The sequence below is a fragment of the Rhizobium sp. LjRoot258 genome, from assembly GCF_964254185.1.
In the GTDB taxonomy this organism is placed as follows: domain Bacteria; phylum Pseudomonadota; class Alphaproteobacteria; order Rhizobiales; family Rhizobiaceae; genus Rhizobium.
This window is the reverse complement of the sequence record NZ_CAXUST020000002.1, coordinates 512,997-536,504: the sequence shown is the minus strand read 5'-3', so window position 1 is coordinate 536,504 and position 23,508 is coordinate 512,997. Positions and strand designations below refer to the sequence as shown.

22 protein-coding genes and 2 pseudogenes are annotated in these 23,508 nt (G+C 59.1%); 5 read left to right on the top strand and 19 right to left on the bottom strand.

The genetic code is table 11. The features are described from left to right. Positions 1 to 102 precede the first annotated feature (102 nt). Complete coding sequence (locus tag ACSQ9D_RS23305; RefSeq protein WP_436284308.1) at positions 103 to 570, top strand: MarR family winged helix-turn-helix transcriptional regulator; 468 nt, start codon at positions 103 to 105, stop codon at positions 568 to 570. A gap of 15 nt (positions 571 to 585) precedes the next feature. Here ACSQ9D_RS23305 and ACSQ9D_RS23300 read toward each other — a convergent pair whose 3' ends face one another. After that, complete coding sequence (locus tag ACSQ9D_RS23300) at positions 586 to 1,365, bottom strand: SDR family oxidoreductase (RefSeq protein ID WP_436284307.1); 780 nt, start codon at positions 1,363 to 1,365, stop codon at positions 586 to 588. Beyond that, positions 1,365 to 1,685 (bottom strand): nuclear transport factor 2 family protein, encoded by a 321-nt coding sequence (locus ACSQ9D_RS23295; RefSeq protein ID WP_037118909.1) that lies wholly within the window; start codon positions 1,683 to 1,685, stop codon positions 1,365 to 1,367. The genes ACSQ9D_RS23300 and ACSQ9D_RS23295 overlap by 1 nt, the downstream gene beginning before the upstream one ends. 48 nt (positions 1,686 to 1,733) lie before the next feature. On the opposite strand from ACSQ9D_RS23295, the gene ACSQ9D_RS23290 reads away from it, so the two are divergent. Beyond that, the gene (locus ACSQ9D_RS23290; RefSeq protein WP_436284306.1) at positions 1,734 to 2,687 is read left to right on the top strand and encodes a LysR family transcriptional regulator; all 954 of its coding nucleotides are present in this window, start codon (positions 1,734 to 1,736) and stop codon (positions 2,685 to 2,687) included. Positions 2,688 to 2,850: 163 nt separating this feature from the next. Here ACSQ9D_RS23290 and ACSQ9D_RS23285 read toward each other — a convergent pair whose 3' ends face one another. The 3 genes from ACSQ9D_RS23285 to ACSQ9D_RS23275 all read right to left on the bottom strand — a co-directional run bounded on the left by ACSQ9D_RS23285 (position 2,851) and on the right by ACSQ9D_RS23275 (position 6,966). After that, a complete protein-coding gene (locus tag ACSQ9D_RS23285; protein WP_436284305.1) occupies positions 2,851 to 4,329 on the bottom strand; it encodes an alginate export family protein in 1,479 nt (492 codons plus the stop codon). 206 nt (positions 4,330 to 4,535) lie between these two features. After that, positions 4,536 to 4,994 (bottom strand): VOC family protein, encoded by a 459-nt coding sequence (locus ACSQ9D_RS23280; RefSeq protein WP_436284304.1) that lies wholly within the window; start codon positions 4,992 to 4,994, stop codon positions 4,536 to 4,538. Positions 4,995 to 5,160: 166 nt separating this feature from the next. Beyond that, the gene (locus ACSQ9D_RS23275) at positions 5,161 to 6,966 is read right to left on the bottom strand and encodes an amidohydrolase (RefSeq protein WP_436284303.1); all 1,806 of its coding nucleotides are present in this window, start codon (positions 6,964 to 6,966) and stop codon (positions 5,161 to 5,163) included. A gap of 250 nt (positions 6,967 to 7,216) precedes the next feature. Between ACSQ9D_RS23275 and ACSQ9D_RS23270 the strand changes: the two genes are divergently transcribed. Beyond that, entirely contained in the window at positions 7,217 to 8,143 is a 927-nt protein-coding gene (locus ACSQ9D_RS23270) for a LysR family transcriptional regulator (RefSeq protein WP_436284302.1), read from the top strand. A gap of 378 nt (positions 8,144 to 8,521) precedes the next feature. Here the strand turns inward: ACSQ9D_RS23270 and ACSQ9D_RS23265 are convergent, their stop codons facing one another. The 6 genes and pseudogenes from ACSQ9D_RS23265 to ACSQ9D_RS23240 all read right to left on the bottom strand — a co-directional run bounded on the left by ACSQ9D_RS23265 (position 8,522) and on the right by ACSQ9D_RS23240 (position 13,287). Next, on the bottom strand, positions 8,522 to 8,863 hold the full coding sequence (locus tag ACSQ9D_RS23265; protein WP_436284301.1) for a hypothetical protein: 342 nt from the start codon (positions 8,861 to 8,863) through the stop codon (positions 8,522 to 8,524). A gap of 116 nt (positions 8,864 to 8,979) precedes the next feature. After that, positions 8,980 to 9,266 (bottom strand): annotated as a pseudogene (locus ACSQ9D_RS23260) (GNAT family N-acetyltransferase). Positions 9,267 to 9,354: 88 nt separating this feature from the next. Continuing rightward, complete coding sequence (locus ACSQ9D_RS23255) at positions 9,355 to 10,290, bottom strand: pirin family protein (RefSeq protein ID WP_436284300.1); 936 nt, start codon at positions 10,288 to 10,290, stop codon at positions 9,355 to 9,357. 165 nt (positions 10,291 to 10,455) lie between these two features. Beyond that, positions 10,456 to 11,346 carry a LysR family transcriptional regulator gene (locus ACSQ9D_RS23250; RefSeq protein ID WP_436284299.1) on the bottom strand — a complete coding sequence of 297 codons (891 nt, stop codon included), beginning with the start codon at positions 11,344 to 11,346 and terminating at the stop codon, positions 10,456 to 10,458. A gap of 37 nt (positions 11,347 to 11,383) precedes the next feature. Further along, positions 11,384 to 12,415, bottom strand: coding sequence for an Atu2307/SP_0267 family LLM class monooxygenase (locus ACSQ9D_RS23245; protein ID WP_436284298.1), 1,032 nt, complete (start codon positions 12,413 to 12,415; stop codon positions 11,384 to 11,386). 209 nt (positions 12,416 to 12,624) lie between these two features. Then, positions 12,625 to 13,287, bottom strand: coding sequence for a hydrolase (locus ACSQ9D_RS23240; RefSeq protein ID WP_436284297.1), 663 nt, complete (start codon positions 13,285 to 13,287; stop codon positions 12,625 to 12,627). A gap of 152 nt (positions 13,288 to 13,439) precedes the next feature. Here ACSQ9D_RS23240 and ACSQ9D_RS23235 point away from each other — a divergent pair, with 152 nt between their 5' ends. Next, on the top strand, positions 13,440 to 14,333 hold the full coding sequence (locus ACSQ9D_RS23235; RefSeq protein WP_436284296.1) for a LysR family transcriptional regulator: 894 nt from the start codon (positions 13,440 to 13,442) through the stop codon (positions 14,331 to 14,333). Positions 14,334 to 14,385: 52 nt separating this feature from the next. Here ACSQ9D_RS23235 and ACSQ9D_RS23230 read toward each other — a convergent pair whose 3' ends face one another. The 7 genes from ACSQ9D_RS23230 to ACSQ9D_RS23200 all read right to left on the bottom strand — a co-directional run bounded on the left by ACSQ9D_RS23230 (position 14,386) and on the right by ACSQ9D_RS23200 (position 20,075). Continuing rightward, positions 14,386 to 14,865, bottom strand: coding sequence for a hypothetical protein (locus tag ACSQ9D_RS23230; protein WP_436284295.1), 480 nt, complete (start codon positions 14,863 to 14,865; stop codon positions 14,386 to 14,388). Further along, on the bottom strand, positions 14,835 to 15,188 hold the full coding sequence (locus ACSQ9D_RS23225) for an alpha/beta hydrolase (protein ID WP_436284294.1): 354 nt from the start codon (positions 15,186 to 15,188) through the stop codon (positions 14,835 to 14,837). The genes ACSQ9D_RS23230 and ACSQ9D_RS23225 overlap by 31 nt, the downstream gene beginning before the upstream one ends. Positions 15,189 to 15,299: 111 nt before the next feature. Beyond that, on the bottom strand, positions 15,300 to 16,256 hold the full coding sequence (locus ACSQ9D_RS23220; RefSeq protein ID WP_436284293.1) for a quinone oxidoreductase family protein: 957 nt from the start codon (positions 16,254 to 16,256) through the stop codon (positions 15,300 to 15,302). After that, entirely contained in the window at positions 16,237 to 16,920 is a 684-nt protein-coding gene (locus ACSQ9D_RS23215; RefSeq protein WP_436284292.1) for a homoserine dehydrogenase, read from the bottom strand. The genes ACSQ9D_RS23220 and ACSQ9D_RS23215 overlap by 20 nt, the downstream gene beginning before the upstream one ends. Continuing rightward, positions 16,914 to 17,318 (bottom strand): hypothetical protein, encoded by a 405-nt coding sequence (locus tag ACSQ9D_RS23210; protein WP_436284291.1) that lies wholly within the window; start codon positions 17,316 to 17,318, stop codon positions 16,914 to 16,916. The genes ACSQ9D_RS23215 and ACSQ9D_RS23210 overlap by 7 nt, the downstream gene beginning before the upstream one ends. 24 nt (positions 17,319 to 17,342) lie before the next feature. Beyond that, complete coding sequence (locus tag ACSQ9D_RS23205; RefSeq protein WP_436284290.1) at positions 17,343 to 19,106, bottom strand: monovalent cation:proton antiporter-2 (CPA2) family protein; 1,764 nt, start codon at positions 19,104 to 19,106, stop codon at positions 17,343 to 17,345. A gap of 228 nt (positions 19,107 to 19,334) precedes the next feature. Next, complete coding sequence (locus ACSQ9D_RS23200; RefSeq protein ID WP_436284289.1) at positions 19,335 to 20,075, bottom strand: SDR family NAD(P)-dependent oxidoreductase; 741 nt, start codon at positions 20,073 to 20,075, stop codon at positions 19,335 to 19,337. 175 nt (positions 20,076 to 20,250) lie between these two features. Here ACSQ9D_RS23200 and ACSQ9D_RS23195 point away from each other — a divergent pair, with 175 nt between their 5' ends. Continuing rightward, complete coding sequence (locus ACSQ9D_RS23195; protein WP_436284288.1) at positions 20,251 to 21,132, top strand: AraC family transcriptional regulator; 882 nt, start codon at positions 20,251 to 20,253, stop codon at positions 21,130 to 21,132. 571 nt (positions 21,133 to 21,703) lie between these two features. Here the strand turns inward: ACSQ9D_RS23195 and ACSQ9D_RS23190 are convergent. Beyond that, positions 21,704 to 22,923: pseudogene (locus tag ACSQ9D_RS23190) on the bottom strand (IS256 family transposase). Positions 22,924 to 23,508: the final 585 nt, after the last annotated feature.

Below are 23,508 nucleotides of genomic sequence, written 5' to 3'. Positions count from 1 at the left end.
CACATAGGCTGTCAGACTTTAGATTGCGCGTCAAGATAATTCTTATCGCGATATTTATTTTTGCTATCGCATAGGTTATATGGAGATCCACAGGAGCTCAGAATGACCGAACGCCATAACGACCCACCCCCCCTGCACGACCAACTGTGCTACGCGATTTATACTGCCGGAATTGCAATCCAGCGCGCCTACAAACCTCTTCTCGACGAGTTGGGCCTGACGTACCCGCAGTACCTCGTGCTCAATGTGTTGTGGAGCGAAGATGGGCAGACGGTGGGTGCCATTGCCAACGCCCTTGCCCTGGAATCCAGCACGCTGACGCCGCTTCTAAAGCGCCTTGAGACATCCGGCCTGCTGCGCAGGACGAGAAACCTGAGCAACGAGCGCCAGGTGTTGATTGCGTTGACCGACGAAGGCCGGGCATTGCAGCACAAGGCTGGTTGTCTCAGCGACACCTTGCTTGCTGCCTCGACCCAGACACCGCAGGACTTGGCCGCTCTGAACCGCGACGTGCGTTATCTGCGCAACGCGATCTATTCCCAGATCGGCGGGTGGGACGTGCCAGCCTGATCTGCAGGTCTGCGCTTAGGCCGTGGGCACGGTACCTCCATCAATGGTGTATTCGGTACCGGTGATCGAAGCAGCCCAGTCGGAGGCGAGGAAGGCAATCAGGTTTGCGACCTCTTCCGGCTTTGCCGGACGCCCCAGCGGAATGCCGCCCAGCCCGTCCATGATGATCTTTTTGCCCCCCTCAAGGTCTGTTCCGGCCTGCTTCGCCAAGCGCTCTGCAAGGTGAACCGAAGCTTCCGTTTCGATCCAGCCTGGCGACACCCGAACGACCCGGACACCTTTGGGCGACACTTCCTTCGACATCGCCTTGCTGTAGGTGGAAAGTGCCGCCTTGGCCGCAGCATAGGCGGTCGTCGATTCCGGAAGCGGCAGGACTCTCTGGATGGATGTTACATGCACCACCACACCGTTTCCCCGGGCGACCATGTCCGGAACCAGTTGCCGATCCAGGCGAACGGCCGGAAAGAGGTTGAGCGACAGTTCCTTTTGCCATTCGTCGTCCGTAAGAGCGCAATATCCACCGCCAGCTGCTGAAGAGCCACCCAGCATATGGACGATGACGTCGACGCCGCCAAGGCGCCGCCGCGTGGCCTCTGCGACGATTGCACATCCCTCTTCGGTGGTCAGGTCCGCCTCGACGAACAGCTTTTCCGACAGGCTTTCCGGACGGGCCCGAGCTGTCGTCAGCACCTGCGCGCCTAGTTCCCGAAACAGTCTGACGGTCGCGGCGCCTGTACCTTTTGTTCCGGCCGTAATGAGGGCCCGTTTGCCTCTCAGGTTGAGAAAGTCGGCCATTATAAGATCTCCAGCCTGACGATCTTGTCGCCCTTGATAGTGAAGGCGTGGGTGAGAGTCACCGGACTACCGGGAAACTGGCCGCCCACCTTGGCGCGAACAACGGCCTTGTTGCCATCGACGGTGGATTCCACAGGTTCGGCAACGTAGTGAGTCGCCTCCTTCGCCGCCACCCACCATTCGCGGATTGAGACGGCGCCCTGATGGCGAGCTCCCTCGTCTTCGACGACCGCTTCAATCGCAAAGGTGTTCAACAGCGTATCCACGTCGCTGCGGCTGTCTGCGTCAAAGTAAATGTTCACAATATCGGGCATATCCATCCTGTTTCTCCTCATGATCTGACCCGATAGTTAGTGCTCGACCATTGCATGAATAAGTGGGATAAACCGGCATGCGATATTGAACGGATCGGGACAATGGAACAGGCCAGCCTGAAGGAACTCGAAGCGGCCGCCGCGATTGCCCGGCGCGGGACATTCCGCGCAGCTGCCATCGATCTCGGCATGTCCACGACCGCGCTGAGCCACACGATAGGCAGGCTTGAGGCGGGACTGGGTGTGCGATTGTTCAACCGCACCACGCGCAGCGTGTCGCTGACAGATGCCGGCAGGATCTTTGTGCAGCAGGTCGCGCCATCGCTCCAGGATCTCCATGCCGCTCTGGATCTGGTGCGCTCGCAACGCGAGACACCTTCAGGAACGATAAGGATCAACGCCGCCCCGTTTGCGGCGCGCGCCATCATCTCACCGCTCGTGCTTGAGTTCCTGCGCCGCTATCCCGACATGAATGTCGATATCGTCACCGAAGGAAAAATGGTCGATATCGTCAAGGACGGTTTCGATCTGGGCGTCAGGGTTGCAGGCCTCGTTCCCAGCGACATGATCGCCGTTTCGCTCGGCCGCCCTCAACGACACGCCGTGGTTGGTTCTCCCGAGTATTTCGAGCAGCATGGCAAGCCCGTGGTTCCTCCTGATCTCCTCAATCACAGATGCATTCGTGTTCGGTTGCCGGACGGCTCCTTGTTTAGATGGCGTTTTGAGAAGGACGGCGAGCAAGTGCAGATTGACGTGCGGGGACCGCTTGGGCTCGATGAAGCCAGCCTGACAAGGACTGCGGTGCTTGAAGGTGCCGGCGTCGGCTATATTTTTGAACAAGACATTCTTTCGGAGATCGAGGCGGGGCGCGTCATCCGTATTCTGGAAGATTGGACGCCCCCATATCCGGGGCTTTGCCTGTATTATCCCGGGCGCCGAAACCTCTCGGCCGGAGTCAGAGCGTTCTTGGAATTAGCTCGTGAACTCTCGCGACCGGCAGCCGGGTGAACCGCTCACGAAGCGCCCATTAAAACCAACTACCTCGCCTTGATCGGAATCGAACCGCCGTAAAACTTCAAACTTGCTAATCAGTGGTAATCATTACAATTTCCTACCGACAAAACAGTGTTGGTGATGTTCTTCATCGGCGAGCCCAACGGAATCAGCATTATCACCAGGCCAGCTTCAGCTCGGCCCTGAAATAATTGCTGTCGCGGCCGCCCACAGCTTCGAGCGCCGAGCCGACTTGGTAGTGAACAGCCTCTAGCGACCCCGTGAGATTGGGATTGAGGCGGTAGTCCGCCTTGACCTGCGCATAGGCGCCGGTCCATGCGGGCCCCTTCCCCGCCGTGCCAGCCACGGGAACGCTTGGCAGGGTGTAAACGGCGTCCTGTGTCGTCTGACGCCACAGCAGTCCGACCCCAGCCATAAGGGTCAGGTCTTCTGTCGGCTGAGCGGTGATCGACGGTTTGAGGTGAATGAGGTTGGAGTATCCTGTGTGACCGCCGAGCGCGAAATAGAAGCCGTTCGGAAATAGCGGATTGAAGGTGCCAAGCGTGCCATCACCTGCGTCACGGTCGCCCGACGCCACGTCGAACTGCAGACCGATCCGCGGCGACCAGGTGACATCCTCGAAGGTGTAACCGGTCCTCGCACCAACGGCCCAGGCCAGAATGTCGGCTGAGCCGACCTGGCCGACCTGTCCCATCGCTTCCGCATCCCAGTCGAAACCGCCATATTTGCCGGCCGACCGGATATCGAGCACATGCCTGTCCTCCTCACCCGACGCGGTGAGAAAAGTGGCGTCCTTGCGTTGGTAGAGGGCGTAATAGGCGGAGGCCTCGATCGCCGGCGAAAGCTGCCGCTCGATACGTGCACCGCTGAACAGCACATCGCCGCTTGATCGATCATCGAACGGGTAGTCATCCTGATACTGAACCGGCTGGCTGACAAGACCGTAGAAACGCCATGCATCCGTCTCCCACCCGGCCCAGACCGCATCGAATGACTGGCGGACATTCGGCCCATCGCGCACCGATACGAACCGCTCCAGGTCGAAAGCGAAATCTTGCCGACCGACCCTTGCCCTGAACGTTCCCGCGTCAGTCTCCTGCGTATAGCCGATAAATGCGAGCCGAAGGTCGAATCGGTTTGCGTCGTTAGGGCCGACCACCGTCTTGTCGAAGGCCCGCACATCCTCGAACTGTGTAAACAGTTGCCAGTTTTCATTCAGGTGAACGTCGATGTGGAACTGCGCGCGCTGTAACCAATAAGAATCTCTGGGGTTCGCCGGCACGGTTCCGAAAGCCGGCGCATCACTGACTTCGAAGATTTCGCGTAGATTGAGCCCTAACGAGATGTAGCTGTCGGGATTGGAGGGAAACAACGGAATGTATTTGAGACGATCCAGCGGCTCATTCCGCAGTTTCGGATCCGCGAGAAGCGACCAGTCCTCCTGCGACCGGTCGGCCTTTATCGAGGGCCTCTTCTGCTCCAAGGAAAAATCATCCGCCGCCAGGGCTGACCGGTAGTCCCATTGAGCAAATGCAAGGGCGAAAAGCGAAAGCAGGAGTGACCGCACCGTGGATACGAACCGAAGGCTGAGCGCCATTGAAAAAGGCGAGGTGAAACATGTCTTTTGGTCAATCATCTGCTCGCCTTTCAGCCTTCGGCACGTGGCACATCTCGCTTCAGTTTCTGGTGGGTGGTCGACGCCGTCCGCCATTGGCACGGCGAAGCATGGGGCGCACGGCCACCCCAGTTACGTATCGACCGGCTAAGGGTGGATTCCGTCACCCGGCGCGTTTATGGTGAAATCGTTTTGGGCTCGTCCGTGGGGCATGCGCGGCTGCGCTGCTAGATGACTTCGGCCAACTCAACCACGTTCCGGAAAGGATCGGCGAAGAAAGCGATCTTGCGGCTAATCTCGTTGACCTGAAACGGTTCGCTGAGGATCTTTACGTCGCGGCGGCGGAGCTCTTCCACAGTGGCTTCGATATCGGCGACGGTCAGGCAGAAATGGTGGTAACCGACATGCTTCAAGCTGTCGCCCAGATCCTTGTAAACCGGTACCGTATGCGGACCCAGGTCGCCACCGGCAAGCAGTTCGACCATGAAACGATCGTCATTTGGCGGCGCAAGATAGGCGAGTTGTTGATCTGCATGCGGCCATGTGTGGATGACGCGCCAGTCGAGCTTATCCCGATACCATCGTATGGCGGTGTCCCGGTCGGGCACACGGATCGCAACGTGATGTCCGCGCACATCTGCGAAAAGCGATGATGTGCTCCTCTCCGGCATGTCAAAGTCAGCCATTTTTATTCTCCTTGATGTAACGACAGCCCCCTTTGACGCCCGTCGTTTTCGACGGGGTATTGAACAACAATCGCTGTCAAAGCAGGCAATGGTTCGCTACGGCCGGGCAACGAAACCGCATTCCAGTGAGCGTCCGGGGAAGGCGGGGAGAGCCCGTCCGCTGGGCTCATTTTTCCCCATGATAGCTGCCGAAGGATTTTACGGGTGACCAAGCCGGAAGGATATCGGGCAGTTTTGGCGACAGAGCACTATAGTCCTGTGTGCCGTAGACTACCCTCCCGTCCATGATGGTCAGTACAGAAGAGATAGAGCTGATTTGATCTTCCGGCACGGCGAAGTAGTCTCTGTCGAGAACGGCGAAGTCTGCCAGATTTCCGGGGGCAATTACGCCTAGCTCGGCTTCTGCATTCATGAACCACGCTGGCCCGCTGGTGAACAGTTTCAGCGCCTCGGTGCGGGATAGGCGATTGTTCTCGGCAAGTATTGCGGATCCGGACACAGACTTGCCAGATACCATCCAACTTACAGCCACCCAAGGGTTGAACGTGGCTGCCCGGAAGGCGTCGGTGGTCATGGCCAGCGGCATCCCGCTGTCGACGAGCATACGCAGACGCGGCGTTTCCAACGCCTTCTCGCGACCATAGGTCTTGATGAAGCCATCGCCGTGCAGCGCCATCTTGGCGTCCAGGGCAATTCCGCCACCCAGCTTTTTCACCCGCGCGATGTTCTCCGGACTGATGGTCTCAGCGTGCTCGAGACTCCATTTCAGGCCATCGAGCGGGATCGTCTCGTTCACCTTCTCCAGCGCGTCGAGAAAGGGGGAGATGTTCTCGTTGTAGCTGACGTGCATTCGGAACGGGATGCGCCTCTGGACCAGCTTCATCACATCCTGCTCGACGAAGCGCCGCATCTTCTCGGGCTCGATGATGACCGCCGGACGGTCGAAGTTCTCATGATCGTGCACGTCCCCGCTCAGAACCTCCCCGGCACCTCGATATTCATGGCCATGTGCGAGGGTGGGGTGCAGGTTTTGTCCTGGACTTATCGGCGCCGTTTTCATGATCGCCTCGATTTCCAGATCCACCATGTTTACCGACCCACCGTCGCCGAGTTGCAAGTCCACAAAGGGCATCCGCACATTGAGTCGGTTGTCTCGTGCAAGCACGTCCACTCTCGCCTGGGCCTCCGGATATGGCCACCTGCCGCCGTTATCGATGATCGAAGTCACGCCAAAGCGGTTCAGGCCGTGAATGCTGTAGATCAACGAACTCACCTGTTCATCGAACGTGGGCTGCGGCACCATGGCCTCAAGGGCGAGAAACAACCAGGTATAACCGTGGACGATACCGGTGGGATTGCCGCGGCTGTCCTTTTCGAATTCGGTGTCCGGCACCTTCGGGAACCGGTCGGTACCCACGCCAAGCGCCTCCATCGCCTGCTTGTTCAAGAAAGCTTGGTTGTAGGCATATTGCACGATCGTGGGGCGATCGGGCACGGCGCTGCGCAATTCGTCCAGCGTGGGAAAGCGGTTCTCCTCAAATTGGTAGGGTGACCAGCCTCCGATCACCTTGACCCATTGGCCCTTCGGCGTGCGCGCGGACTGCTCGCTCAGCATCGTCAACGCCTCACGCAGCGTCGGGACGCCATCCCATCGAACATTGTAGCTATAGGCCAGATCGTTGAGAACATGGATATGGGCATCGATGATGCCGGGGATCAGTCTGCGGCTGCGCGCATCGATAATCTCGGTATTGGAATTCTTCAAACCGAGAATGTCCACATCAGAGCCGACGGAATAAATGCGGCCATTCTTGACCGCCAAAGCCGAAGCTTCGGGCTGAGCAGGGCTGCCGGTGAAGATCTTTGCATTGATAACGATCAGATCAGCGCCGGGCTGTTCCTGCGTCGTTTGTGCCTGAACTGCAGAAAAAGAAAAAGTTGTCACAAACGCGATGAGTATCTTTCTGATCATTTTACCCTCGTTCAACTGATCTTACGAAATGCGGTCATTCGGAGCCGGTGCCATGCGGATGCGCGCGATGGGCAAGAAGTGCGTCCAAGCCGTCGCCAAAGGTCATCACCTTTCCGCGTGCCGTCGTTGAAGGCCGACTTGCCGGAAGACAAAAACCCTTGTGAAAACGTCCAAGTGGACAGTGCCATTGCAATTTCGGCTACGGTAGGCCAACAAACTGGCACACCATGTCGCCGATAAGGAAACATCAATGGATATTGAGGAACTGCGCACCTTCGTGGAGGTTGCTGACGCCTCCGGTCTCACACAGGCAGCGCGTCGGCTTGGTGTTTCCAAATCGCTCGTCAGCCGAAGGCTTGCTCGGCTTGAGCAATTTCTGGGCGTTCAATTGCTTGCGCGAACGACGCGCGGCGCCTCCTTGACCGAAGCTGGCGCAACGTTTCGCGAGCACGCAGCAAAAATCTGCAGCGAGTTTGAAGTTGCGAGGGAGGCCACACTTCCCTCCGGAGATCTTCGCGGCCGGTTACGTGTCGCTGCGCCGCTTTCTTTTGGCCCGACACATTTTGCTCCCATCCTCTCTCAAATGGCGAGAAGGCATCCGCAACTACAAATCCTTTCTTCCTATACCGATCGCTTCGTCGATCTCGTCGGAGAGGGTTTTGACTGCGCCATTCGGCTTGGCCACCTTCAAGATTCAGTGCTAGTCGCGAAACGTGTCGGATCGATCTTCGGCATCCTCGTGGCGAGTCCTGAATACATAGACACTCACGGCGCTCCCGTAACACCCGATGACATCGTAAGTCATCAAGTCGTCATGCGAGACGACGAGAGGTGGCGATTCATGGACGGCGACAGGATTGTTACGGTGCGTCCCCAGGGACGCTTCATAGCTGATAGCGGAATATCGCTTGTGTCTGCCGCTCTGGACGGTATCGGGATCGGCTACCTGCCAGAACCGCTTGTTGCGGATCATATTCGTTCGGGCGCATTGGTGCCAATCATGACGCGTCATCCAATTCCGCCAGCCGGTATCTTTGTCGTGAGGCCGCCAGGCCAGCATCCCTCGCGAAAGGTGAGGATACTCACTGAAATGCTCATCGAACGTTTCGGAACCGCGTCCATCAAGGACGTCGCGGCGAGCCTTGGCAGGCAAGACGAACGATCAGCTTGTCTGTAACGTCAAGATTGCATGGTCGACCGGCTCGCTCCCACTCTGTGGCCTGGGACAAGAGATCACTGGACCCTGAAGTCAATCAAGTTCCCGGTCGAACCCAGCGGTCAGCGGACGGGTCGGTGCCTATTGGACAGGCGGTTGCAGGAAGGTGTCGGCCGGCGGGGTATATGTTACGGATAGGATGCTTTGGCAGGATTGCCGGGCGGATAGCAATTGCCGCGATTCCTTATTATGCAGAAACCGGACCAGGATCAACGATCGCGGCCAGCTCCTCCCAAACTTCGGAAAATGGGCCTTCTCTTATCGCCGAGTTCATCAGCAACTTAGGGTGCCGGCAACGCAATAACTACGCAGTACCGGATGTCGATGAATGATCCATCGCTATTTCGGTGGATAAGGCTCAATGTCCGCGGACCAATGGTGCTTGGCAGTATTCTGGGAGTTGCGGATGACGTGGTAGGCAATTTCAGGGTTTCCCCCTTCGAACGTATCCGGATCAGCGCCGCACATGAGACAATACATTCGCTGATGAACAACTGCCGCGAAATATTGCAATGCTGGTGCGGCGTCTTCTTGGCCGATCGCTTGCATTTCCCCGGCGGCCATCTTGGTGGCTTCCTCCAGAGCACGCGACACTGCGGCAGCCAGCTTACTGTCGGCGCGACTGATCACATCGACGATCTGGCGCTCTGCCAAAGTTAGATTAGGGGTGTTTTCGGCCATTGTTCACCTCACCAGCAGCAGCCTGAAGGGCCAGCTCCGCCTCTTGGAACAGAAAGGTGCTTTTCTGCATAGCATTCCCTTCTGCCGGCTCTATTTCGTTGTTCGGCAGAATTTACTCACTTGCGCAAGATATCCTGCCATTCGGCATGGCGTTCGATCTGCGCTTTCGCGAATGGGCAAAGCGGGATGATCCTGATGCCTTCCCGCCGCGCATCCTCGACAGCCTGGCGGACCATTGCTCGCCGATTTTCCGGCCGCGCAACGCGGCAGGAATATCTGTATGGTCGATGATGATCAGCTTTTGCCCCGCTCGACTATATGTCATCTCAGCTTCGTGCCCATCAACGACGATCCGGTAGCTCCCCTTGGACATGCCATCTTCCCGTTCAACCTCTTCGCTCATCGCATTTGCTCGGTCATCAACTCCGTGTTTAAGGCGCCGACCCGACCCATCCTCAGATTGTCTCCAAATCAAAGCCAATCAGCAGAAATCACTCGGGCAAGGGGATGTGCTCATCCCTGTCGTCAACCGGGAGATCGAAACGCCCCTTCCCCCAGTTCTCCGCACGCCATTCAGCCTTTGCCTCTTCGATGCGCTCCTTCGAGGAGGCGACGAAGTTCCACCAGATATAGCGAGGTCCTGAGAGCGTCGCGCCGCCAAGGGCCATCAGCCTTGCCCCTTGACCGCCGGCGGTCACCGTGATCCTGTCGCCGGGACGAAACACCATCATCTGCGGCGCTTCGAAGTCCTGGCCGGCGATCGAGATCGAACCCTCGAGGATATAGATCCCCCGATCCTCGTCATCGTCCGGCATGGGCAGGCGCGCACCCGCCTCCAGCGTGACATCGGCATAGAAGGTTTCGGAGAACATCCTCGCGGGAGCGACCTTGCCATAGGCATTTCCCAGGATAAGCCGAACCGTGACGCCGCGATCCTCGATCATAGGTAGCGCCTGTCTTCCATGATGTTCGAACATCGGCGCCATGTCTTCATGGCTGTCGGGAAGCGCGACCCAGGTTTGGATCCCCAGCAGGCTTTGCGGCCCGCTGCGGCCCTCTGGCGTAGTGCGCTCTGAATGCGAGACACCCCGGCCCGCGACCATCCAGTTCAGGGCTCCGGGGCGAATGATCTGGTCGGCACCTGTACTGTCGCGGTGATGGAATTCGCCGCGATACAGATAGGTGACGGTGCCAAGTCCGATATGGGGGTGCGGCCGCACATCGATACCCTGTCCAGTCAGAAGTTCCGCAGGCCCGACCTGATCGAAGAAGATGAACGGACCCACCATCTGGCGCTTCGGAGCAGGCAAGGCGCGCCGCACTTCGAAGCCACCGAGGTCTCGCGAACGAGGAATGATGAGAGTGTCGATCGCATCCAGGCCAATCTCGTCGGGACAGGCTGGTGCAATGGCGGGGTTCCAACTCATGCATGTTCTCCTCTTCGTTCTGCAAGATTGACGCGCTGGGCTGCCTCTTCGGTCTGCTACCCGGTCGGCCAAAGCTGCCACGGAAACTAGAAAGCACCAGGACCCGCGACTAGCTGCGGGGAACGCAACGCTGTGTCGCAGAAAGCGGAACAAGCTGTCGCGGCATCACGTCTCGGCGCCCCAAAGATGCGCGTCTTTCTCAAAGGATTCGATAAGGAACTCCGAGAGGATCCGCACCTTTCGGGATGGATGCGGGCTGGGAGGCCGTACGACATAGACCCCGCCGACCGGTAGCGGAAAACGTGTCATGATCGGAACGAGAGCACCTGAAGCGAGATAATCACGGGTGACGCAATCGGGGAGCCAGGCGATGCCAAGCCCTTCAGCGGCTGCGCTCGCAAGCGCCATGCCGTTGTCGGTCCTGAAGCGGCCTTGCGGCTGCACAGTGATGATCTTGTCGCCGTCGATGAACCGCCAGGTCTCCGCACCCACCAGAGCGTGATGTGATGCTATATCTTCCGGCGTCTCCGGCGAGCCATGCAATCTTATATAGTTCGGGCTTGCCACCAGCTTGCCGTAGATCTGGCCGACGCGTTTTGCGATCAGATTTGAATCGCGAAGAGCGCCGACACGGATTGCACAATCGAAGCCGTCGACAATCAGATCGGCGAACCGATCGCTGTAGTCGGCTTGTATCTGAAGCTGCGGGTGGAGACGCGCCATCTTGGCCAGAACCGGTGCAAAATGGACCGGACCCGATGTCAACGGAACCGCCACCCGGAACCGTCCACGAAGGTCCCCTTCGGGCAGGATCGCTTCGCGTGCAATGTCGATCTCGGCACAGACCCTTGCCGCATGATCGCGAAACAAAACCCCGGCTTCTGTCAGACCGGCTCCCCGTGTCGTTCGTGCTAGAAGCTGGGTCCCGAGCGCAGCCTCGATCCTGGTGAGCGCGCGGCTCACCATCGACTTGGAGACCCCTAGTCGGCGCGCAGCCGAGGTGATCCCCCCTGAATCGGCGACCTCCACGAATATCCGCAGATCTTCGATGTCCATCCGGCATGCCTCCGTTGCGACACGGTCGCTACCCGTCCTATCGCGTCGCCCTGATGATCGGCGCAACCTCGGCGCCCAGAAGCTCGATCGACTGCTTCATCGCTTCCGTCTCGAGCGACGCGGTACTCATCTGGAAAGTGATGCGCGAAAGGCCGCCAAGCGTTTCGCTCGCCTGCAGCATCTTGGCTGCAACAGATCTTGGATCGCCGACCAGGAATGCGCCGTCGGGACCCGCTATGATCTCGAACTGCTGTCGCGTCGGTGGCGACCAGCCGCGCTCACGACCGATCTTCGTCGTCAGATGCGCCCATCCAGGGAAGAAGGCATTCTTTGCGGCCATTTCGGTCTCGCCGACAAAACCCATTGCATGCATTCCGACCTTAAGCTTTTCCGGGCCGTGCCCGGCGCGTAGACCACTTTCGCGATAGAGATCGACAAGTGGCCGGAAGCGTTCGAAGCTGCCGCCGATGATCGCCACCATCAAAGGAAGGCCAAGTGCACCGGCGCGTGCGAAGGATTCTGGCGAACCGCCGACGCCAATCCAGACTGGAAGCCGCGATTGATGTGGACGCGGAAAGACACCTTGCCCTTTGAGCTGCGGCCTGAAGCGGCCTTCCCGTGTAATATCGGTCGCCTCACCGAGCTTGAGAAACAGATCGAGCTTTTCTGCGAAGAGATCGTCATAGTGGCGCGTATCCAGGCCAAACAGCGGATAGGCCTCGACAAAGGAGCCTCGACCGACCACGAGCTCGGCACGACCTTTGGAAATCAGGTCAAGCGTGGCGAATTCCTGGAAGACACGCACCGGATCGGCTGCGCTAAGAACCGTTACCGCGCTCGCCAACCGGATCCGATCCGTGCGGGCGGCGGCCGCGGCCAGAATGACGGCGGGTGCGGAGTCGAGAAACTCACTGCGGTGATGCTCTCCGATACCAAAGACATCGAGCCCGACGCGATCTGCGACCACGACCTCTTCGATAAGCTCAGCCATGCGATCCGTCGGCGATGGGAGCTTACCCGTTTTCGGATCAGGAAGGATGGCTGCAAAACTGTCGATACCGATTTCCATGCTTCGTCCTTCTAAGTTTCGCCGGGTTTGTTGCCGCGGCTACCAGGTCAGTTTCATCGCCGCCCTCAGATAGCCGCCGTCACGGTGGTCGCAGATCGCGTCGGTGCACGGCTGGACCAAGCGTGAACATGCTTGAGACGGGATGGCGAGGCTCGACTTGGGGCCTTTACGGCGCCATCAGTTCGAGATTTCGCCATCCCAGTCAGCTTTTAAAGACCGGCCTGGCTGGCCGCCTGCACGGGCGTATTGAGGAGCTGCTGTTCCCACAGATAGGCGATGCCGCTGCCACCGGCATGCTCGATGATGACGTCCGTCAGCGCAGCCGCAGTCTCCTCACGAGCCCAATCGCGCTGCCATTCGGCAGCGATCGCGAGCCAGGTCATCATGTTGATGCCGGCCCCGATCATTCGCTGGATAGCGACCTGGTGCGCTTCGACGGAGGTGCCACCCGATGCGTCGGTAATCACTGTCACGTTCCAGCCTTCGCCCGCGGCCTGGATTGCCGGCATTGCAACGCAGACTTCGGTCCACAGTCCAGCTATGATCAGCTGCTTGCGGCCGGTAGCCTTGACCACATCCACCACTTTCGGGTCCTGCCAGGTGTTGATAAATGTCCGGTCGATCACCTCTTGTCCGGGGAACACATCGGTGAGGTGCTTGAACAGCAGACCACCCCGGCCGGCGATCACACTTGTCAAGATTGTGGGGACATTGAAAACCTTTGCCGTTTTCGCAAGCGCCGTGGTGTTGTTCACGACCGCCTGCGGATCGTGGCTGTTCACGTTTGCCAGTTGATAAGGCTGATGGTCGATCATGACGAGGACGGAGTCTTCGGGACGAAGAAGTGAGTCAAGGCCGTTACGAAAGGTCATACTTACATCCTATGTTGGCGGTTGATTAAGACACACTGTCGGAGGGGAGAACGCCCTCCGAAGCGCCGTCTGCGAAAGGACCTTGTCATTCCCAATTTCGATGCGGTAGTCATCGTTTGTGCCGAACAGTGTCGCGGAACGGGGAACGCAGCATGGACATCGAAGATCTACGAACGTTTGTGGAGGTTGCGGATGCGGGCGGCGTCACCCCAGCTGCGCTTCGGCTGGGCGTTTCCAAATCAATGGTCAGCCGGCGGCTTGCGCGGCTTGAGGCAGAGCTTGGGGTCCAGTTGCTTGCAAGATCCACGCGCGGAGCTTCCTTGACGGAAGCAGGTGCCACTTTCCGGGATTATGCCGCCAGGGTCAGCGCCGAGATTGATGTCGCCAGAGACACGATCCTGCCGGCCGGTGAACTGAGCGGCCGCCTGAGAGTTGCCGCACCCCTTTCCTTCGGCCCCACCCACTTTGCATCTGTCCTTGCGGACATGGCATTGCGCCATCCGCAACTGCAGATCCAGACCAGCTATAGCGACCGTTTCGTGGACTTGATCGCGGAAGGGTTTGATTGCGCGATCCGGGTCGGTACGCTTCAAGATTCCAACCTGATTGCAAGACGCGTTGGTCCCCTCTACGGAAAATACGTCGCGAGCCCGGCCTATATCAAAGCCCATGGCTCCCCGGAAACACCGGAGGAACTCGTCACGCATCAGGCGCTTATGCAGGGGATGGAAACGTGGCAGGTGATGGACGGCGACAAGATCTTGACCATTCGCCCGCAGGGCCGTTTCAAGGCTGACAACGGGGCGGCTCTCGTCGTCGCTGCGGCGGCCGGTTTGGGTATCGCGGCCCTCCCCGATGGCCTCACCCAGGGCTATCTCAATTCCGGTGCGCTAGTGACGGTCATGAAAAATCACCCGCCGCCACCGGCCGGAATCTACGTCGTTCGACCGCCGGGACAGCACCCGTCCAGAAAAGTTCGCGTCCTGACCGAAATGCTGATTGAGTGTTTCGACGGCAGCGGCCGAGAAAACGAACATCCCGGCTGACGATATGGAACGGCTGACCGAGACGGGTCCAGACCAACTCTCGCACCAGCGACTATGTGATCAGATGCTTCGAATAGAATACTATTAGCCGGTCGATAGCCTGATTCACATATTCCGGCTTGTAGCACATGTCGTAATGGCCAGCGCCCTCGACCACGAAAAAGTCCTTCTCATCGGCCGGGGAAAGATCGAATAGTCGTTGGCCGGCCTCGTATTGGCCGGTAGCACCGTGGCGACCTCCGACGATGACCTGAAGAGGCTTAAACAACAGCTCGGGAACGAGGTTGAGGGCATCGAAGCCGAGCAGGTTCGCGTAGCTTACGAACAGCAGACGGTTGGTGGAGTTAGGGTGGCGATAGCCGTACTCCCTGTAGGGTGACGGCTTCAAGCGGATCCGGATCCGTAGCGCCACCGCCTCTGCCTCTTTCAGGCTGTCCGGAATCCAGGGATTCCTGCGGCGATTGCCGCCGCGGGCTTCTGCGGTCCGTTGCTTTCCGACATTCACCAAAGTTTGGCGGACGTCCGGAAGCATGCTGCGGTATGCCCGGCCAATGTCATGGCGACCCCTGTTGCGACTGCCTTGAAGCGGTATTCCGTCAGCGCGGCGTTGATCGCATAGCCACCGCCAGCGCAAATTCCGAGAAGCCCAATGCGCTCTTCCTCCACATAGGCAAGCGTTGTCAGGAAATCGACCGCGCAACGAATGTCTTCGATCCGGGGGGCCGGATCTTCGAGATCTCGCGGCTCGCCGCCGCTCTCGCCCTGGTAGGAAGGATCGAAGGTCAGCGCCAGAAAGCCTCGCTCAGCCAATCTCTCCGCATAGATCGCACCGATCTGCTCGAGGGGGGTCGACAAAACACCGGCAGATGGACATTCCCGGCAACATCAATATTTCTGTTCCCGAACGAAATGCGTTTCATGCCGACTGTTCTCCTCCTGCCAAACCATTCTTTCGATGCCTCAGCGTCAGGGTGTCATCACAACGCGGCCCAATGGTTTTGCCGTTTCTGCATATTCGTGTGCTTTTGACGCGTCTCGCAGCGGGAAGGCCTTATCGATGACGACGTCCAGCCGCCTTTCCGCCACGGCCTCCAGAAGTTCGTCAACTGTCTGATGCACGGCAGGTCGTTCGAACAGCGATCCCATGAAAACGCCGTGAAGGGTCTGATTTTTCTGCATGGGCGACCAGAGATCGACGTCGAGGCCGCCACCACCGGCATTTCCGACGAAGACGAGACGCCCCTCGACTGCCAGTGAGGAAAGAGAGCTTTGCAAGGTCGATCCAACCGAGTCGATCACGAGACCAGCCCCCTTGCCATCGGTCAACCGATGGACTTCCCCAACAACTTCCTGCTCAAATCGATCAATGACATGGGAGGCGCCAAACTCAGTCAGACGCGTTTGTCGTTCGCGACCGCCGGCAACCGCGATGACTTTCGCCCCGGCTTGGCACGCGAGCTGAGTGGCTGCCAGACCGACGCCGCCAGCGGCGGCCTGGATCAGAACCGTTTCGCCTTCATTTAGCCTGCCCTTGGTGATGACACAATGGCGGGCCGTCCCAAAGGAAATTGGCAGCGCCGCGGCTCGTACCATGTCGACATCGTTCGGGATCAACCATGTGCGTGAGGCAGGCACGGACCAGAGTTCTGCATGCGATCCCTGCATGTCGAAGGCTGTCACTTTTTGGCCAACTGTCCGATCCCTTACATTTTCACCGATCGCGACGATGGTCCCGGCAGCAGCATAACCGACGATCCACGAAGGGCGCTGCGGCGTCGAGCGCCGATTGACCAGGTCGCCACCTTCAATCGAAATCGCCTCGATGGCGATTAGAACATCTCCCGGTCCACAGACGGGATCCGGCACATCGGCATATCTTAAGACTGTCGGGGGACCGGGGTTGTCATAGATTGCAGCCTTCATGTGCTGTTCCTTTCCTGCCAGGGACGTCTTGCCTTTGATGACCAGGACGGCTGTACGCCGCCTCCCAGCCCGTCCGTGCCGCCAAGATATGTTCCAGATCCTTCAGCGCCGCAGCAGCCGTCGCCAGCGGCTCTTTGCCGGACCCGATCGCGAGCGTCGCGCCCATCGCGTCGGTCACGATGCGGATCGCCTTGTCCTTACCGCGGATATTGGCGAAAGGATCGGCAAGCGGATATGTCCTGATGCCGACCTCAGCCCTGATTGCGCCGTTCGCGCGCGAAAGGCGGCCAACGAGTTTCGGAACAAGCCCCTGCCCGCGCCAGGCATCGATCCGCTCGGCGGAGACCGATTGGATCCCTTCGACGGTCAGATCATCCATTGCCAGATCGGCGCCGAGGCCGAAATTGGCGAGGATCAGCAGCTTGCAAGCGGTGTCCCATCCTTCCGTGTCGTTGCGCGGATCGGCCTCGGCGAAGCCGCCAATCTGTGCCTCGCGCAACGCCTCGTCGAAGCCGATCCCGCGCGTCATCATGGCATCGAGCAGGTAATTGGTGGTAGCGTTCAAAATGCCCTCGACTTCGAGCACCTCGCAGCCTTTGAGACTATGCTCGACCAGATCAATCGTCGGCAGGGCGGCTGCGGCGGCACCGCTGAGTTTCAGCATGGCGCCTGTTTCGCGGGCAACCTACTGAGCTCTTTCCCGCTGTGAACCAAAGCGCCCTTCGATATGACCACTGCGTCACGACCAGCCGATAGGGCCGAACGGATGTAGACAAGTCCCGGCCCACCGGTGCGAAAATCGCTTGGTCCGGCCTCGATCAGTATATCAGCGCCGCTATCAGCAATGAAATCAGGCCCGGACAATCCATCTTCAAGCGCGTCCAGTTGCTCCTCCTCGAGGCCTTCCACATCTGCCAGACCAGATCGCGAGCCGCAGACGGCAACCAGCAGGACATCGGCTTGGTAAACCTCGCGATACCGTGTCCGCCGAGACAGAAGCAGGCCTGCGGTCGCTCGTCCTACGCCACCGAACCCTGCAATAGCGATCTTGTATGTCTTCATCTTCTCTCTTCTGCCTAGCACGCCCTATTTCGACGCTGCCACTGCGCTTAGCGGCTCGGGAACCGGCCGGACATGCAGGCGGTCTTGGCCGGACATGGCATCTCCCTGCACCTGCTCGGAGAGACGCTCTTCGTCCCGCCGACGCACGTCCTCGGCCGCCTCCTCCACGTCAAGCTCGGCATAGCCCAATACGCGCAGGCTTTCCGCGCCCATCATATAGGCGGATTCGACCGTTTCGCGGATCTGGTAGTCAACGCCGGCGCGGATCAGGTCAACGGCATGGCCGCGGTCATAGCTGCGCACCAGTATCTTCGCCTGCGGGAACTCATGCTGCGCCAGATCGACGATCTGCAGGGCGGCCTTGGGGTCGTTGATGCAGATCAACAATGCTTCGGCCGAACCGGCGCCGGAATGGTGCAGCGTGTCGAGCCGCGTGCCGTCGCCGAAAAACACCTTGAAGCCGAAGCGCCCCGCTTCACGGATACGGTCGGGGTTCATGTCGATGACGGAGAGGTTCACGCCCTTCGACAGAAGCAGTTGCGAGGCAATCTGGCCGAAACGGCCGAAGCCGATGATCAGCACCCTTGCGCTTAGATCACGTGCCGCCTCGACACCCTCCATCGATGCTTCGCTGCGCAGCAGGCGGTCCGCGGCGATCATCAGCAGCGGCGTCAGCGCCATGGAGAAGATGACAACGGTGGTGAACAGCGCATTTTCGCGCGCGTCAACAACCCCGCCGGCGGTCGCGGCGGCATAGAGCACAAAGGCGAACTCGCCGCCCTGCAAGAACATCGAAGTACGGTGCAGGGCTTGGTGAGTGGAGCCGCCGAACAGGCGGGCAACCGCATACACAACGGCGCCCTTGGCGATGGTGAAGGCGACCAGCATGGCCAGCAGAAGCCCCCATTCGGCTGCCACCACGGCAAGGTCCAGCGACATGCCAACGGCCATGAAGAACAGGCCCATCAGCAGGCCGCGAAACGGCTCGATATCACTTTCGATCTGGTGCCTGTAGCTCGAACTCGACAGCATCACGCCTGCGAGGAAGGCGCCCATGGCCATGGAAAGCCCGGCGCCGGCCATCAGCAAGGCTGCCCCCAGCACCACCAGCAGCGCGCCTGCCGTCATCACCTCGCGGGTCCTTGCCCGCGCCAGGAGGGCGAAGAACGGGTTTAGCCCCCATTTCGATACGCCGAGAAGAACGAGCACCGCGCCGAGCGCCAAGAGAACATCCATCCATCCCGACCGCCCCTGCGACAGCGGCGAAAGGAAGGCGACGACCGCCAGAAGCGGCACTATCATCAGGTCTTCGAAAAGCAGGATGGACACAGATTTCTGCCCTTGGGGGCTCGAAATCTCACCGCGATCCTGCAGCACCGACATGATGACGGCCGTCGAGGACAGGACGAAACCCGCGCCAGCGATGAAGCCAACCGGGGCAGGCAGGCCAAAGACCAGCATGCCCGTCAGTGAAAGCGCAGCAATCGCCGCCGCGACCTGCACGAACCCCAGCCCGAAGATCTGGCCGCGCATGGCCCATAGCTTGACGGGTCGCAGCTCCAGTCCGATGACGAACAGAAACATCACCACGCCAAGTTCCGAAAAATGCAGAATGGACATTGCGTCGGTGAACAGGCCGACAACCGACGGCCCGACAAGCACGCCGGCTGCGAAATATCCAAGAACCGAGCCAAGGCCAAGCCGTCGAAACAGGGGTACCGCGACCACGGCCGCCCCCATCAGGATGATCGCCGGCCCTATCGTCTGCCCCAAGCTCGCTTCAGCCATTCACTCACATCCCCGGCGTCTCGTTTTGAAGCGGCGAGCAACAGGCTTTGCCTGGCCGATCGACTTCTCACTGAGTTTGGTAGCGTTGCGGAGCGGGCTCGAATAGTCACCGCATCGGCAAAACTCTGTCGCGGAACCAGGAACGCGAGTCTCCGGCTGATACATACAATATTCACAAAGCGAAGGTTGCCTGACCTCCGCCGGGCAACCAACAGCCATCACCAACCCCTAAGCAAGAGCGCCGCCGTCTACCGTAAGGATGGTCCCGGTGATCTGCCGGGCGGCCGGTGTCGCCAGGAAAGCGACTGCTGCCGCGACATCCGCCGGCTGGTTGAAGCGGCCGAGTGCGCTGAGACTGCGCTGATAGTCGGCGAATTCCCCCGTCTCGGGGTTCGCGTCGGTGTTTGTCGATCCAGGCTGGACGAGATTAACCGTTATATCTCGGGCGCCCAGTTCGCGGGCGAGGCCACGGTTGAATGCCTGGAGCGCGCCTTTGGTCATATAGTAGACCGTGCCAGGCACGCCGGCTATGCGATCCGCGCCCGCTGATCCGATGGTAATGATGCGCCCGCCTTCCTTGAGGTGGGGAATGGCAGCCTTTGCAGCGAGAACCGGCCCACGTACGTTAACGGCAAGTAGTGCGTCGATATCCTCGACCGTGAAATCCGCAATATTGTTATATCGTGCGATCGCGGCATTGTTGACGAGAATGTCGAGACCGCCAAGCGCGCGGACGGTTTCGTCGACCGACTGCTGGATGGCCGCGGGATCTGCGCTGTCGGCCTTTATCGCGATGGCCTTGCCGCCGTTTTCTTCAATAGTCCGGACAAGTCGCTCCGCGCTGTCTGCGGATCGCTCGTAGGTTATCGCGACGTTTGCGCCTTTCTCGGACAGAGCAATCGCGATCGCCGCTCCGATTCCACGCGATCCACCGGTGACGAGCGCATTCTTTCCAGCGAGTTCCTTCATGGTCAAACCTTTCCTATTCCTGTCGCCTTGACGCCAGATGGAGGCCCATTCCTCAGTACTGGTCGCTCCGGCAGGCTTTTCGTTCAGCCTCAAAATAGGCAGTCGCGATACAGACAACATTCCCGATTTTTCCAGACACTTGCCTGATCCTACCAAATTGCTACATGCTGACGTGATGTTAGACCTTGTTAAGCCGACCACACTCCTGCTGAACGATGTCGCCCCATTTATCTCGGAGCAGGCGGGAACTGTCGGCCTTCCTACTCCTGTTCCACGCCTGACGCTTTGGACGAGTACAAGGGTCACGTCGCCTACTCCGACCGTGTTCGAACCCATGTTCTATGCGGTCTTGCGCGGAACCAAGGTCTTGATCATGGGCGCTAATCGGTTCGAGCTGACGACGGGGGCCTGCGCAGTCTCGTCCTTCGGCCTACCCTACAGCCACCAATTGATCGTCGCTAAGCCTAACCTCCCCTATGTCGGAGTAAGCCTTCATCTTGATGCCGGCATTTTGACCCGCGTCATGCTCGATATGCCCAAACGCGAGGATCGGTGGACATGCGCGGTCGCCGCAGGCGGTCTTGACGGACCCGTTGGCGACGCATTTGCTCGCCTCGTCGGGCTACTGAAAGCGCCCGAAGATATCGGCGCGCTGGGGCCACACTACGAGTTCGAGCTTTATTATCGCCTGCTTCAGAGCCCGATGGGCGACACGCTCCGACAGGTCAGCCAGAGAAACGGTCGCTTTCAACAACTCAAGTCGGCGGCCGATTGGCTTGCTTCCAATCATAGCGAGCGTGTCAATATTCCTGCGCTGGCGGCGTCTTCCCACATGAGCGTCACGAGCTTCCACAGGCATTTCAAGGAAGTCACCGGGTTCAGCCCACTTGCTTTTCAACGCCATATCCGCTTGCTTGAGGCGCGAAAGCTTCTTGCCGGCGGGAGCACCAATGTCTCGCGCGTGGCCTATGAGATGGGTTATAAAAGCCCGTCGCAGTTCAGCCGGGACTACAAGAGCATGTTCGGCAGCGCGCCGGTGGTTGACCTCGAACGGTGAATCGAACCGTTTTCCGGTGACGAAAGCAAGAAATCGATGGCTCCGTCGAGCGCTTGGCAAGACAGATTGCCGCTCTGCCGCCCGTGTGATCACGGCCATAAAATCGGACCTGCCGGCTGCGGATATCGGAGACGGTTTTGATCGTGAACACGCCGCCTGGGCCGGCCTGTTTGCGCAATCGGCCGCGGAATAGCTGATCACAGTGGTCTTTACGTTGGCGCGCATCCAGGGGCGGCGAACGGCATCTGGGATTCCTTCTTAGGCGTTTGGCCTATCGAGCGCGATAATCGACTATTATGGACGGGGCGGTGGGCTTGTCCTACCGTCCATCGCTGGGTCTTGGCGAGATACGCTTATCGTTGCAAGCCAGGATTTCGCACGCTGGCATTCCAGCGCCATATACGCTTGCTGGAAGCTCGAAAGCTTCTCACTGCTGTTCGCACCAATGTATCACGCATAGCGTACGAGAGGGCTACGAAAGTCCGTCGCAATTCAGTCGATGATGACGTCCCAGGGAGTGGTGTAGCTCGCGCCTGATGGCCGTGCTTTCCGGCAAGGGCCGGAGGGGATATCAGCGTGCGACTGCAGGCAGGCTGATTTGCGGATCATCGCTCATCGACGCCATAGTCTCAAGTGTCATATACCTGGCCCGCTGAACGGCCCACTCATCGTTCTGTTCGAGCAGTAATGCGCCGACGAGACGGACAATGGCTTCGTCGTTGGGAAAGATGCCGACGACCTCGGTGCGGCGCTTGATCTCGCCATTGAGGCGCTCGATTGGATTGGTCGAGTGCAGCTTTGCCCGGTGCTCTTTCGGGAAAGTCATGTAGGCGAGCACATCCTCTTCGGCATCATCCATAATGGCGGCGAGCTTCGGCACTTTTGGTCTTATCTGGTCGGCAACATTGCGCCACTGCGTGCTGGCAGATTCCGCCGTATCCTGGGCGAATGCCGTGGCGATGAAGGCGGAGACGACACGCCTGCCGCTCTTTCCGGCATGCGCCAGCACGTGAAGTGAACCCGGCATCGTTGCCAGGTGGCGCTGAGAACCTTGGTAACGGCAGCCTTGAGTCCCTCATGGGCGTCGGAGACGACGAGCTTCACGCCGCGCAAACCTCGGCGCGTAAGCCTGCGCAGGAACTCCGTCCAGATCGGCTCGGCTTCGGATGTGCCAACTTCCATGCCCAGAACCTCGCGCCGGCCATCGGTGTTGACGCCAACGGCGATGATGACGGCAACGGAAACGATGCGGCCACCGCGTCTGACTTTCAGGTAGGTGGCATCGATCCACAGATAAGGCCAATCGCCCTCGATCGGTCTTTCGAGGAACGCCTTCACCTTGACGTCGATCTCTTCGCACAGGCGGCTTACCTGGCTTTTGGAGATGCCGCTCATGCCCATCGCTTTGACCAGATCGTCGACAGAACGCGTCGAGATGCCCTGAATGTACGCTTCCACACGGCAAATGCTTCGCATTTGTCCGGAGATGACCGCTGTCAGAGCCTTCTCCGCCATCCGACGCGGTTCGAGGAAGCTTGGGAAATAGCTGCCCTTGCGCAGCTTCGGAATGCGAAGCTCGACCGTTCCGGCGCGTGTCTCCCAATCCCGGTCGCGGTAGCCGTTGCGTTGCGCCAACCGCATCGCATTCTTCTCGCCGTAGCCAGCACCGGTCGCACTGCCAACCTCCAGCTCCATCAGCCGCTCGGCCGCAAAGCCGATCATCTCACGCAACAAATCGGCGTCAGCACTCTTCTCAACAAGCGAGCGCACGTTCATCATATCGTCGGTCATCGGTGGTCTTTCCATCAGGTTGGTCTTGAACAACCCGACCCTACCGGAAAACACCGGTGACCACCGCTATCGAGGTACACCACTCCCTGGGACGTCATCCAGTCGATAGTACAGACAGGTGTTTGGTACGACGTTGAATCTTGGTTCGCAGTCCCACTCAATTGACGAGAGAACCAGATCCGGTTGGCGTTCCGCTTTCAGCGACACAGCTTTGCAAGAATGTGGCCTATCGACTCGCTTACCCAGATGCCATCAAGTCTTCAGACATCGCTTGGCAGCAAATCCGGCGCCAAGCATCTAGACTCGAATTCCAGCCGAAGGGGTGTTCATAACTCTCTGGCCGCACGTCCTGAGTAGTCTCCATAAAGGTCGCAACTGTTCTGCCAAAACCCGCCCCGAATCCGCAACCGACCTATTTTGATCAAGCCAGGGAATGTATCGATGCCTCGCATCTTAAGTTCGAACTTGCCGCTTAGCCGACGCGATGCCTTGACCTCAGCAGTGGCGGTTGCCGCAAGTTTCACACTTTGGCCAGGCACCGTGCGCGCCGGCGAATTTGTCAATCTGTCACAATCAAACGATTAG